The sequence below is a fragment of the Streptomyces sp. NPDC006283 genome, from assembly GCF_040613325.1.
GTDB lineage: Bacteria > Actinomycetota > Actinomycetes > Streptomycetales > Streptomycetaceae > Streptomyces.
This window is the reverse complement of record NZ_JBEXRZ010000088.1, coordinates 15918-28727: the sequence shown is the minus strand read 5'-3', so window position 1 is coordinate 28727 and position 12810 is coordinate 15918. Positions and strand designations below refer to the sequence as shown.

The 12810-nt window shown below is 71.6% G+C and carries 9 protein-coding genes and 1 tRNA gene; 6 read left to right on the top strand and 4 right to left on the bottom strand.

The annotated features are described in order from the left end of the window. Window positions 1-100: 100 nt before the first annotated feature. The gene (locus ABZ070_RS19630; RefSeq protein ID WP_356635480.1) at window positions 101-2590 is read right to left on the bottom strand and encodes a hypothetical protein; all 2490 of its coding nucleotides are present in this window, start codon (window positions 2588-2590) and stop codon (window positions 101-103) included. A gap of 104 nt (window positions 2591-2694) precedes the next feature. On the opposite strand from ABZ070_RS19630, the gene ABZ070_RS19625 reads away from it, so the two are divergent. Both ABZ070_RS19625 and ABZ070_RS19620 read left to right on the top strand, forming a co-directional pair. Beyond that, window positions 2695-3141, top strand: a complete 447-nt coding sequence (locus tag ABZ070_RS19625) for an SRPBCC family protein (RefSeq protein WP_356635478.1) — start codon at window positions 2695-2697, stop codon at window positions 3139-3141. A gap of 39 nt (window positions 3142-3180) precedes the next feature. Next, window positions 3181-3252, top strand: a tRNA-Val gene (locus ABZ070_RS19620). A gap of 56 nt (window positions 3253-3308) precedes the next feature. Here the strand turns inward: ABZ070_RS19620 and ABZ070_RS19615 are convergent. After that, window positions 3309-4034: a 3'-5' exonuclease gene (locus ABZ070_RS19615; RefSeq protein ID WP_356635476.1), complete on the bottom strand. Its 726-nt coding sequence runs from the start codon at window positions 4032-4034 to the stop codon at window positions 3309-3311. Between the two features lie 121 nt (window positions 4035-4155). Here ABZ070_RS19615 and ABZ070_RS19610 point away from each other — a divergent pair, with 121 nt between their 5' ends. The 4 genes from ABZ070_RS19610 (at window position 4156) to ABZ070_RS19595 (ending at window position 8684) form a co-directional block, all read left to right on the top strand. After that, window positions 4156-4722 carry a DUF4365 domain-containing protein gene (locus ABZ070_RS19610; RefSeq protein WP_356635474.1) on the top strand — a complete coding sequence of 189 codons (567 nt, stop codon included), beginning with the start codon at window positions 4156-4158 and terminating at the stop codon, window positions 4720-4722. Next, the gene (locus tag ABZ070_RS19605; protein ID WP_356635472.1) at window positions 4722-5957 is read left to right on the top strand and encodes a hypothetical protein; all 1236 of its coding nucleotides are present in this window, start codon (window positions 4722-4724) and stop codon (window positions 5955-5957) included. The genes ABZ070_RS19610 and ABZ070_RS19605 overlap by 1 nt, the downstream gene beginning before the upstream one ends. A gap of 113 nt (window positions 5958-6070) precedes the next feature. Beyond that, the gene (gene thrS / locus ABZ070_RS19600) at window positions 6071-8044 is read left to right on the top strand and encodes a threonine--tRNA ligase (protein ID WP_356635470.1); all 1974 of its coding nucleotides are present in this window, start codon (window positions 6071-6073) and stop codon (window positions 8042-8044) included. Window positions 8045-8111: 67 nt separating this feature from the next. Then, a complete protein-coding gene (locus ABZ070_RS19595) occupies window positions 8112-8684 on the top strand; it encodes an HIT domain-containing protein (RefSeq protein ID WP_356635468.1) in 573 nt (190 codons plus the stop codon). A 12-nt stretch (window positions 8685-8696) separates the two neighbouring features. Here the strand turns inward: ABZ070_RS19595 and ABZ070_RS19590 are convergent, their stop codons facing one another. Together ABZ070_RS19590 and ABZ070_RS19585 are read right to left on the bottom strand one after the other, a co-directional pair. Further along, entirely contained in the window at window positions 8697-10352 is a 1656-nt protein-coding gene (locus ABZ070_RS19590; RefSeq protein WP_356635466.1) for a hypothetical protein, read from the bottom strand. Between the two features lie 180 nt (window positions 10353-10532). Continuing rightward, a complete protein-coding gene (locus ABZ070_RS19585) occupies window positions 10533-12740 on the bottom strand; it encodes an elongation factor G-like protein EF-G2 (protein WP_356635464.1) in 2208 nt (735 codons plus the stop codon). Between the last annotated feature and the right edge of the window lie 70 nt (window positions 12741-12810).

The window sequence follows — 12810 nt, the reverse complement described above, 5'->3', positions numbered from 1 at the left end:
GACGGCACGGTCCTTGACGGCGCGCGCTCGCTCTCCGCCCAGCAGGTGCTCGACGGAGAAGTGCTGAGACAGGTCTCCGGGGCCTACGGCGTTTCCCCCGTCACCGCATGCGGCCGAGGCTCTCCCGCAGCTTGCGGGCGTCCCGCAGGCGCTGCTCGTACGTCGCTCCCACCGCGAGGAGCAGCAGGCCGACCAGGGCCGGCGGAAGCCAGCGGGGCAGAGCGCCGACGACCTGCACCACGTACGGGGCGAGCTCGTGAGTTGCGTCCAGGGCCAGAACCGCGCCCCCGATCACCAGCAGCGCCTGCAGCCGCAGCCTGGCACCGGCGAGCGTGACGGCGAGCGCCGCGAGCCCCAGCAGCAGCGGGCGCAGCCAGTGCTCGTCGCCCCACGCGGCGACCAGACTCGGCACCAGCGTCGCGGACAGGCCCGGCCCGTACGCCGCCCACGACGAGGCCTGCGGATCCTTGCGACGGCGCAGTACACCGACCGCCAGCGCCGGAACCGTGACGGGCAGCGAGTACGCCTCGGGCGACGCGACGTCGGAGGCGGCCAGCCGCACCCACGTCGCCACGACGAACAGCACCACCGCCAGATACCCGGCGACAGGGCGCCGCTCGGCCCGCACGGCCGTCCCGGCGGCGATGACTCCGCACAGCGCGAGGACCAGGGCGAGCACGGGCAGGTGACCCGCCGCGAGCGGCAGCGCGACCAGGCCGGCCACCGCGCCGGTGATCTCCACCGGGAGGGCGGCCGAATGACGCCGCAGCCGGGCGCCCAGGAGCGCCGTGAGCGCCGGGACGGCGAGGAGCAGCGGCGCAGCCCGGTGCGCCGGAAGCTCCAGGGCCGCGCCCGTGGCTCCGGCGAGGCCCGTCGCGAAGACAGTCGCGGTGCAGCCGAGCAGGGCCTGCAGCGGGCCACGCGTCCGTACCGCGGCCAGTACGAAGGCCCCCACCAGCACACCGAGGACGGTGAAGGTCGCGGGGCGAGTCGCGAGCGAGAGCAGCGCGACGCTCACCGATCCGGTCAGCGCGCACGCCAGAGCGGTCCACGTCACGGCACCGGGCGCTCGCCACGCGGCGGCGGCGAGCAGGCCCAGGGCCGGCGCCAGCTGCCAGACGACAGCGGCGGAGTGAGCGAAGCCGAACACGACCGGCACGGCGACGAACGCCGCCCAGACCAGCACGACGGCACCGCAGCGGGCGGCAGTACGCAGCCGGTCGGCCCGCGCCGGCCCCACAGCGCCGTTCGCTGCCGGCGGCGGCTGGGCGCCGGCGGGGTCCGTGGCCAAGGGCGTGCCCCGGTGACGGGCGGCCGCCACGAGGACCGCAGCGGTGATCAGAAGAGCGAGCGGCGCCGGAAGCAGGGCCGTCGCCGTGGAGTCCGGATCCGGTAGCGGGGACGTACCGGACCAGACGTCCGTCAGTGCCGTCACCGGCCCCGCCAGCGCCAAAGCCGACAACGGCAGGGCCATCAGGGCCGCCGCCGCGTGCACGACGGCTGACGCGCCCGCCAACCCCGGCAGCAGGCGCCGCGGCACCGGGGCGCGTACGACGGCCAACAGCGCGGTCCCGCACAGCAGGTAACCGATGACCGCCCAGCCGGGGCCCGGAACCGCCACGCGGACGACGCCGCCGAGACCCGCCACCGCCGCGAGACCCGCCACCGCCGAGAGGCCGGCAGCGGCCGGGACGCGCCACGCCGTGAACAGAGCGACGGCCGCCGCCGCGACCAGCACCGCCGCCGGATTCGCGGCGGCCGACGGCGAGTCGGCCGCCAGCGACCGGAAGCCGCCGATCAGCAGCGCCCCGCCGCCCGACATCGCCGCCGCCACACCTGCGGTGACCCGCACCGGGACCGGCCGCGCCCACACCACGACGGCGACGTCCAGCGCGGCGGTCAGCAACAGCGCCCACTCCACGGGCGGTGCTCCGGCGCCGCCGGTCAGGGCCCAGAAGGGCAGCGGAAGCTGGGCGGTCACCACGGCTGCGGGCAACGGTGTGCGCAGGCGCGGCAGCCAGAGGCCGTACGCGGACCACAACGCGGCGAGCGCGGCCGAGGCGAAGGCCGCGTAACCGAGTCCGTCGGTCTGCGGCAGCACGGCACGGTGCAGGGCGTACACGTCGAGCACCATCAGGACCAGGCCCAGCGCGGCCACCGACTCGGCGGTGGCGACGAGCCCACGGCGGAGCAGCGCGTACGGGGTGCCGAGCGCCGCCACCGTCACGGCGCCGAGCACGGCGGAGCGGCCGCCGATGCCCATGGCGCCCCAACTGACCAGGGTGAAGGCGATCGCCGCGACGGTCAGCAGGATGCCGCCGAGCGTCAGCAGCAGGTTCTGCACGCCGGGCGGTGAAGTGTCCGGCCCGGCCGGGGCGGCGAAAGGCCGACCGGGACCGCCCGGGGCAATATGGGGCGGGCCGAAACCGGCCGACGGCGGCGCGGGCGGGGCGCCCGGGGCGACAGGCGGTTGCAGCGCGGCGAGCAGCCAGGCCCTGCGGGCCAGCAACTGCGCCCGCCGGGCTTCCAGTTGCCGCAGTTCTCGGTCGAGTATCCCCAGCTCCTCGGCCGGTGGTGGCACGTTGTCCATGGCCGGAAGTGTGGCCCCCGCCACAGCCCGCGGTATGGGCGCGCATACTCAATTCCTGGTGAGTACCCCCGCCGAGGGCCCTACGTGGGGCGCAGACTGGGCCCATGGACTGGAGCCGCTACCGCTTCCGCACCACCTGGGATCTGCACGCCGCGCCGGAAACGGTCTACGAAGTGCTGTCCAGGGCCGAGGACTATCCCCTGTGGTGGCCGCAGGTACGCGAGGTGGCCACCGCCGACGGGGAGTCGGGCACCGCACGCCTGCGCTCCGTCCTCCCGTACGACCTCCGCATCACCGCCTGCGGGCGGCGCCGCGACCCGGTGGCCGGTGTGCTGGAGATGGACATGACGGGCGACCTCGACGGCTGGTCGCGATGGACGGTTCGGGCGGGCGGCCGCGGCACCCTCGCGCTCTACGAACAGGAGGTGGTGGTGCGCCGGCCCCTGATGAGAAGGCTGTCCGTTCCCTGCCGACCGGTCTTCCGCGCCAACCACGCGCTGATGATGCGCGCCGGGAGGCGAGGACTCGAGGCGTACCTGGAAGGAGTTTGAAGGAAGCCCGCAGGGCACTGTATGGTTCAGTGCGTTCCCGGGCGATTAGCTCAGTGGGAGAGCGCTTCGTTCACACCGAAGAGGTCACTGGTTCGAACCCAGTATCGCCCACCGGGAGAGGCCGGTCCGTCATCGACGGACCGGCCTTGCTCATTCCCGCCCCGCGTTCAGGCCGCGGCCGGCAGGTCCGGCCGCAGCGGCCACGCCGGGTCGACAGCCTCGGGAGTGCCACTGCGCGCGAACCACGCCTGCAACCCCCGCGCCTGCGCCGCGTGCCACACCGCCTGCAGCGTGTGCAGCTCCGCCGGCGACAGGCGCTCCATCCGCGCGGCGAACCGCCTGCCCACCGCCCGGACGACCTCGAGCGCCGCCAGCGCGTCCGCCGCGGCGTCGTGCGCACCGTCCAGCACCACCTCGTACTGCACGCACAGGTCGGCGAGAGTCCGCCGACCCTTGCGGTAGCGGTCCAGATGCTTGTCCAGCACCCGCGGATCCAGCACGCACAGCGGCGACCGGTCCAGATAGCGGCTCAGCGACGAGGCGCGATGGCGCCTCAACTCCCGGTCCAGCAGCGTCAGATCGAACGGCGCGTTCATCACCACCAGCGGGCGGGCGGCAGCGCACTGCTCGGCCAGCGACCTCGCTATCTCCTCCATCACCGGCGCCGGCCAACGGCCGTTGCGCTGCAGATGGTTGTCGGTCAGCCCGTGAACCTCGACGGCTCCCGGCGGCACGGGCACCCCGGGATTCACCAGCCAGCGGGTGATCCTCGGACGCCCGCCGGGCGCGTCCTGGACCACGACCGCCGCCGACACGATCCGGTCCTGCTCGACGTCCACTCCGGTTGTCTCTGTGTCAAATGCGGCCAGGGGGCCGTCATACCAGTGCGTCATCCCCGAACTCCTCGCACGTAAGCGGCAGATGGCGACAACCCCTGCCCGAATCGGTGATACCCGGGCTGTTTGCACCGTACGCAGGCCGGTGACAACACAGGTGACGGGGAAGGAAATTGCCATGGCGCTCGCCCAGCCCGAGCCGGGAGGGCTGCTACCCCAGCGGACGGTCCCGCTGCGCGGAGCGCTCGCCACCACCGCCTGCATGGAGACGCTCCAGGTGGGCTATCTGCATGCCGTCGCAGCCGCGGCGGGGTGTTCGCTCTCCCAGCCGTTTCCCGACAACGGCATCGACTGGCATGTCAGCCACAGCTCGGCCGGACACACGGTCGACGACGAAGTGACCATCAAGGTGCAGCTCAAGTGCACGTACCAGATCCCGCCGCACCCGCCGGGGCCCGCGTTCTCCTTCACCCTCGACAACGACCATCTGGTGAAGCTCGCCCGCACCCCGGTGTCCGTGCACAAGATCCTGGTCGTGATGCTCGTCCCCAGAACGCAGGACGAGTGGCTGCGCGCCAGTCACGACCGGCTCGACCTGAGGCACTGCTGCTACTGGACCAACCTCGCCGGCCAACCCGTGACCGGCAGGCGCAGGACCACCGTGCGCATCCCGACCTCGCGGATCTTCGACGACCGAGCGCTCTGCGAGATCATGACGCGTGTCGGGGCGGGAGGGAGACCCTGATGCACCGGCCCTTCGACGACCATGTGCGCCCCCACCCGGGCGCCACGGAGCCCTCCGGACCGTGGCTGGGAGCGGTGGAACCCGACCCGGCCGACGTCGACCCGGTCGTCCTCGGCGCGCTGCTGGACCGGCACGGCTGGCGCCGCCGCGGAGGCGCCGCGGGGCGCTACACCCGCTGGACCCCGCCCGGGCCCGCCACCGGCGGCACCAGCCTGCTCGTGCCCGAGAGCAAGGCCTTCCCCGACTGCGAGGACCTGCTCGGTGAGGCGATCACCGCCCTCGTCCGCAGCGCCGCACCGTCCGCCAGGGACGTCCTCGTGGGACTCACCGTCCCCAGCGACGAGATCCGCTGGTGGCGCGACACACCCCGGACGGGCCCGTCGGGCACGGCGCCGTGGACCGTCCAGGAGCAGCTCCGCTCCGCCGCCCGGCAGATGCTGCTTGCGGGAGCGCTCGCCGCCCGGGGCCGCGCCGGCTACTACGGCGCCCGGCACCGCAGGCAGGCCCAGGCCCTCCTCGAGGGTGTCCTCGTCGGCCCCGCGCCGGGCGGCCGGACCCTGACCGCGTTCGTGCCCGTGCAGTCCGGACGGGACCTCGCGGTCCGGCTCTGCCACGCGCTGCAGGCGGCGCGGGAGGCCATCGACTACCAGCGCGCGACCGGCGGGATGGAGGCCTTCGACGCGGCGGTCCACGCCGGGGTGAGCCGGGAGCTGACCGAGTCGGTCATCGCCCTGGTACGGGGCTCCGAAGGCGCCCGGATCTCGCTCGCCTGGTCACCCGCCGCCGGAGTGCCGCAGGGCTGCGCGGCGCGCACGGAGCCCGTCGAGTTCTCGCCCGGCGATCTACCGGCCCTGCGCGCGGCCGGCGCCCGCTACCTCCAGGACGAGCCGTCCGTGCCCGTGCGTATCACCGGCACCGTCGTGCGGATGCGGCGCTCGGGACCGCGCGGCTCCGGCACCGTACGGCTGCGGGTGCTGGCCGGCGCGGACGTGCCCCACATCCGGGTGGCACTGGACGAGGACGCGTACCGCACGGCCGGCCACGCGCACCTGGTCGGGCTGCCGATCCGGGTGGCCGGACGGCTGGAGAGCCGGGGCGGCTTCCGGCGGCTCACCGACGCCTCCGGCGTGGTCCCGGTACCGGTGGACGAGGCGGATCGGGACCGGCTGATGAAGTCGCTCCACGAGAATCTCGACTTCTTCGAGGAGGCGGGCGAGCAGGAGGAGAGCGGATAGGGCCCGCGCAGGCTCCTTAACCGTTTCGCGAGTGGCCCCTCCGGCTCGGTACGATTCGTGGTGCGTACGCACCACGAATCGGGTACGCATCCGCCTTCAGTCAGGAGAGACCGGTGTCAGACGTCCGTGTGATCATCCAACGCGATTCCGAGCGGGAAGAGCGCGTGGTGACGACGGGCACTACGGCCGCCGACCTCTTCACCGAGCGCACCGTCGTCGCCGCGCGCGTGGGCGGCGAGCTCAAGGACCTCAGCTACGAGCTGAAGGACGGCGAGGAGGTCGAGCCCGTCGAGATCTCCTCCGAGGACGGCCTGAACATCCTGCGCCACTCCACCGCGCACGTCATGGCGCAGGCCGTGCAGGAGCTCTTCCCCGAGGCGAAGCTCGGCATCGGCCCGCCGGTCAAGGACGGCTTCTACTACGACTTCGACGTCGAGAAGCCCTTCCACCCCGATGACCTCAAGGCCATCGAGAAGAAGATGCAGGAGATCCAGAAGCGCGGCCAGCGCTTCTCGCGCCGCGTCGTCACCGACGAGGCCGCGCGCGAGGAGCTCGCGGACGAGCCGTACAAGCTGGAGCTCATCGGCCTCAAGGGCTCGGCCTCGAGCGACGACGGCGCGGACGTGGAGGTCGGCTCGGGCGAGCTGACCATCTACGACAACCTGGACGCCAAGACCGGCGAGCTGTGCTGGAAGGACCTCTGCAGGGGCCCGCACCTGCCCACGACCCGCAACATCCCGGCGTTCAAACTGATGCGCAACGCGGCCGCCTACTGGCGCGGCAGCGAGAAGAACCCGATGCTCCAGCGCATCTACGGCACCGCCTGGCCGTCGAAGGACGAGCTGAAGGCCCACCTCGACTTCCTCGCCGAGGCGGAGAAGCGCGACCACCGCAAGCTGGGCAACGAACTCGACCTGTTCTCCATCCCCGAGCAGATCGGCTCCGGCCTCGCCGTCTTCCACCCCCGGGGCGGCATCATCCGCCGGGTCATGGAGGACTACTCGCGCAAGCGCCACGAGGAGGAGGGCTACGAGTTCGTCTACAGCCCCCACGCCACCAAGGGGAAGCTCTTCGAGACCTCGGGCCACCTCGACTGGTACGCCGAGGGCATGTACCCGCCCATGCAGCTCGACGAGGGCGTGGACTACTACCTCAAGCCCATGAACTGCCCGATGCACAACCTGATCTTCGACGCGCGGGGCCGGTCCTACCGTGAACTGCCCCTGCGCCTCTTCGAGTTCGGGACCGTGTACCGGTACGAGAAGTCGGGCGTCGTGCACGGCCTCACCCGTGCCCGCGGCTTCACGCAGGACGACGCGCACATCTACTGCACCAAGGAGCAGATGGCGGACGAGCTCGACTCGACGCTGACCTTCGTGCTGAACCTGCTGCGCGACTACGGCCTGACCGACTTCTACCTGGAACTGTCCACCAAGGACGAGACCAAGTTCGTCGGCTCGGACGAGGTGTGGGAGGAGGCCACCGAGACCCTGCGGCAGGTGGCCGAGAAGCAGGGCCTCCCGCTGGTCCCGGACCCGGGCGGCGCCGCCTTCTACGGCCCGAAGATCTCCGTCCAGGCCAAGGACGCGATCGGCCGCACCTGGCAGATGTCGACCGTGCAGCTGGACTTCAACCTGCCCGAGCGCTTCGACCTCGAGTACACCGGCCCGGACGGCACCAAGCAGCGTCCGGTGATGATCCACCGCGCGCTGTTCGGAAGCATCGAGCGGTTCTTCGCCGTGCTGCTGGAGCACTACGCGGGCGCGATGCCGCCGTGGCTGGCGCCGGTGCAGGCGGTCGGCATCCCGATCGGCGACGCGCACGTCGAGTACCTGCAGGCGTTCGCCGCGGAGGCGAAGAAGAAGGGCCTGCGGGTCGAGGTCGACGCCTCCTCCGACCGTATGCAGAAGAAGATCAGGAACCAGCAGAAGCAGAAGGTCCCGTTCATGATCATCGTCGGCGACGACGACATGAACGCCGGCACGGTCTCCTTCCGCTACCGCGACGGCTCGCAGGAGAACGGGATCCCGCGCGCGGACGCCCTGGCGAAGCTGGCCGATGTGGTGGAGCGCCGCGTCCAGGTCTGACCCCGCCGCGAGGGGCGGCCCCTGGGCAGGGGCCGCCCCTCGCCGCATGCCGTCACCCACGCCGAATATGCTGGCCCGCATGACGACAGAGCAGCCGGAGCAGCAGATCGGAGTCGGGACGCCTGACGCGTTCCAGCGCCTGTGGACGCCCCATCGGATGGCTTACATCCAGGGCGAGAACAAGCCGACCGGTCCGGGGGCGGACGACGGCTGCCCGTTCTGCTCGATCCCGTCGAAGTCCGACGAGGACGGGCTGATCATCGCGCGCGGCGAGTCGGTCTACGCGGTGCTCAACCTGTACCCGTACAACGGCGGGCATCTCATGGTCGTCCCGTACCGCCATGTCGCCGACTACACGGAACTGAACGAGGCGGAGACCGTCGAACTGGCCCTGCTGACAAAGCAGGCCATGATCGCGCTGCGGACCGCTTCGGGCGCGCACGGATTCAACATCGGCCTGAACCAGGGCTCGGCCGCCGGCGCCGGTATCGCCGCCCACCTGCATCAGCACATCGTGCCGAGGTGGGGCGGTGACACCAACTTCATGCCGGTCATCGGCGCCACCAAGGTGCTGCCGCAGCTGCTCGGCGACACCCGCGCGATGCTGGCGGCTGCCTGGCCGTCGGCCCCGTCCGCCTGAGCAGCCGGGCCGTCACGCCTCGTAGACGTCCGCCTTGCGCGGGCTCGGGTCCTGGACGAAGCCGCTGACCACGGAGGCGCGGGTGCTGAAGCGTTCCGTGTCGACGCCGTTGTCCTCGAGTACCTTCATGGCGGCCGCGTGTGCGACGCGCAGCACGGGCGTGGCCGCGCGCATGGCGTCGTCCGCCATGAACCGGTGCCGCCACGGCTTCTCCGCCCAGGCGTGCCGCAGCCCGAAGGGCTCGGGGAGCACGAGCTTGCCGCCGAGGTAGTCGAGCAGCGGCGGATACCAGGTGAACGGCGCGCGGGCGGCGAGCCGTACGACCTCCCGGGCGTTGACGAGGGGCAGGACGCGGTCGACGGTCTCCCAGAACCGGAAGGTCTTGCTGACGGTGACGATCTTGGGCTCCGGCTTCGTGGTGAAGAGGGAGTGGACCGGGCCGAGTGCGTGGCCGGTGACCTCGACGCGCAGGGTCTCGTGGAGCACGGTGACGGTGATCATCATGGTGATGACCAGCTGTCCGTCCCAGAGGGTGAACTGCACGCCCAGGTAGTGGCGGTTTCCGCTGCCGAACTGCTGGTGGTTGCAGATGCGCTGTATTTCGTGGCCCTTGATCTGGAAGGTCTCGATCTCCTGGCCCTCGGGACGGGCGATGGCGGCGGCGTTCTCGCCGACCGGGGAGACGATCCAGTGCGTGACCGAGGGCGTGGGGAAGCCGCCCGAGTTGAGCGGGCCGCGTTCCAGGAGCTTGAGCTTGTCGTGGATGGCCCGGATGACGTCCCAGCTGCGGAACTGGTTGATCTCCTTGGCGGGGTCCTTGGAGACGAGCTCCTCGGCCATCTGCCAGCTGCCCCAGCGGGTTCCCATGCCGAGTATGCCCTTGGGGCCGGCGTAGAAGACGACGTTGGACCGCTGCTCGGCGGTGAGCTTCTCGAGGCCTTGGCGGAGCTGCTCGCGGGCGGCGTCACCCGGGTTCCCCGGCACGGCCTCCGGCACTTTGGCCCCGATGCCGCCGCCGGACAGGAGGGCGTCCCAGCGGGCGCGCATGTCCTTGGCGGAGGACTCGCAGATGCGTTTGGCCAGGAACCAGCCGATGACGGGGGCGATGAGCATGGCGCGGACGTAGTACGCCCAGAAGCCGCCGAAGGGGAGGCGGACGAGGAAGAGCACGACCAGGACCCCGATCGCCACGAGCAGCAGGTTGCCGATCGCTCCGGCGGTCCTGTTCTGCGAGCCGGCGAGGGTGCGGCGGAGCTGGAAGACGCCCAGCCACAGGAGCAGTCCCGGCAGGAAGAGCAGTCCGCACACGCCCATGACGGCGGTGAGTCTGCTGTCGCGTTCGCGGCGCAGGCGGGTGGCGGCGAGGCAGTGCTCGACGACGGACTGGGGTTCGGTGCCGAACGACTGGACGAGGGGCGCTCGGGCGCCGCCCAGCATGCGGACCTGGACGGCCCTCGCGAAGGCTTCGCCGAGATTGGGCTCCAGGAGCGAGATCTTGCCCGGCTTCACCTCGGACTTGTGCCACTCGCTGTTGGCCTTGAGGATCTCCTTGAGCTCGCTGTCCCGGTACGCGGCCGATGCGAGCGCGTGCGTCGCCGCGGTCTGTCCGGCCGACCCCATGAGCGGGACCTGAGCCCCGGGGGTGAAATCGAATGCGTCGTTCGCCACTACCGCCCCCATCGCCGCGTGCTTCCGCACTGCGGCCTGTTCCCAACTACCGTGCCCCGCACACCTTCTGAACTGGGCGACCCGGTTCGTCGCCCAGCGTATCGAGGCTCCGGCCGTGGCGTCAGTGGGCGTCAGGCCGCCGCCCGCCGCGGAGGGTCTCCCGGCGGGCGGCAGCGACAACTACGCGCCGGCCCCGGCTTGTTCGCGCATTCTGACGGCGACCTGTGGGGGCATGGCCTCGTGGCGGGCGTAACACCGGCTGAACCGGCCGGTGCCGTGGGAGAGGGAGCGGAGGTCCACCGCGTACCTGCCGATCTCGATCTCCGGTACCTCCGCTCGGACGAGGGTGCGTGACCCGGCGATCTGTTCGGTGCCGACGACTCTGCCGCGGCGGCCCGACAGGTCGCTCATCACCGTTCCCACGTACTCGTCGGAGACGAGCACCTGCACTTCGGCGACGGGCTCGAGCAGGTCGATGCGAACGTCGGCGGCGGCTTCGCGCAGGGCGAGCGCGCCTGCGGTCTGGAAGGCCGCGTCGGAGGAGTCCACGGAGTGGGCCTTGCCGTCCCTGAGGGTGATCCGTACGTCGACGAGGGGATAGCCGGCCGCCACCCCGCGTGCGGCCTGGGCGCGTACGCCCTTCTCCACGGACGGGATGAACTGGCGCGGCACCGCGCCGCCGACGACTTTGTCGACGAACTCGATGCCGGAGCCGGGCGGCAGCGGTTCCACGTCGATCTCGCAGATCGCGTACTGGCCGTGTCCGCCGGACTGTTTGACGTGACGGCCGCGGCCCGCGGAGCTGCCGGCGAAGGTCTCGCGCAGCGACACCTTGTACGGGACGACGTCGACCTGCACCCCGTAGCGGCTGCGCAGCCGTTCCAGGGCGACGTCCGCGTGCGCCTCGCCCAGGCACCACAGGACGACCTGGTGGGTGGCCTGGTTCTGTTCGAGCCGCATGGTCGGATCCTCGGCCACCAGGCGTGCGAGCCCCTGGGAGAGCCGGTCCTCGTCGGCCTTGCTGTGGGCCTGGATGGCGAGCGGCAGCAGTGGGTCGGGCATGGCCCACGGCTCCATGAGGAGCGGGTTGTCCTTGGCGGACAGCGTGTCCCCGGTCTCGGCGCGGGAGAGCTTCGCGACGCAGGCCAGGTCGCCGGCGATCACGTGGGGGAGGGGGCGCTGCTGTTTGCCGAAAGGGGCCGACAGAGCGCCGACGCGTTCGTCGACGTCATGATCCTCGTGGCCGCGGTCGGCGAGTCCGTGCCCGGACACGTGCACGGTCTCGTCGGGGCGCAGGGTTCCGGAGAAGACCCGGACGAGCGAGATCCGGCCGACGTACGGGTCGGATGCGGTCTTGACGACTTCGGCGACCAGCGGGCCGGCGGGGTCGCAGCTGATCCGCGGGCGCGGCTGCCCGTCGGGAGAGGTGACGACGGGCGCCGCCGGTTCGAGCGGCGTGGGGAAGCCGCCGGTGATGAGCTCCAGCAGTTCGACGGTGCCGAGGCCCTGCTTGGAGCCGTTGCCTGCGGGGGCGGCGGCGAGGACCGGGTGGAAGGTGCCGCGGGCGACGGCCTTCTCCAGGTCGCCTATGAGGGTCTTGAGGTCGATCTCCTCGCCCCCGAGGTAGCGGTCCATGAGGGTCTCGTCCTCGCTCTCGGCGATGATCCCTTCGATGAGCCGATTGCGTGCCTCCTCGATGAGGGGCGTCTGGTCCGGGTCCGGTGGGGATTCCTTCCGTTCGCCGGAGGAGTAGTCGTAGATCTTCTGGCTGAGCAGGCCGACCAGGCCGGTGACCGGCGCATGCCCGTCGGCGTGCTGCGGGCCGTACTGCGGCAGGTAGAGCGGCAGTACGGCGTCGGGGTCGTCGCCGCCGAAGATGCGGGCGCAGACGGCGGTGAGTTCGTCGAAGCCGGTCCGCGCGGTCTCCAGGTGGGTCACGACGATCGCGCGCGGCATGCCGACTGCCGCGCACTCCTCCCAGACCGCGCGGGTGGCGCCGGCCACCGCATCGGCCTCCTGGGCGGCGGACACGACGAAGAGGGCCGCGTCCGCGGCTCGCAGACCGGCCCTGAGTTCACCGACGAAATCGGCGTATCCGGGGGTGTCCAGAAGGTTGATCTTGCACCCGCCCCATTCCAGGGGAACGAGCGAGAGCTGTACGGAACGCTGCTGGCGGTGTTCGATCTCGTCGTAGTCGGAGAGCGTCCCGCCGTCCTCGACCCGGCCTGCCCGGTTGACCGCTCCCGCGGACAGGGCCAGCGCCTCGACCAGGGTCGTCTTGCCTGATCCGCTGTGGCCGACCAGCACCACATTCCGTACGGATGCGGGGTGGTCGGCCGTTACTGCTCTGCCGGCGGCTCCGGGGTGTGCGTGTGCCTTGTCACCCATGATCTTGCCTCCCGATCGATTGCACGGCGAGGAGGGGAATCCGCGGGCGCGGGGAGCGGTGAGGCGTTCC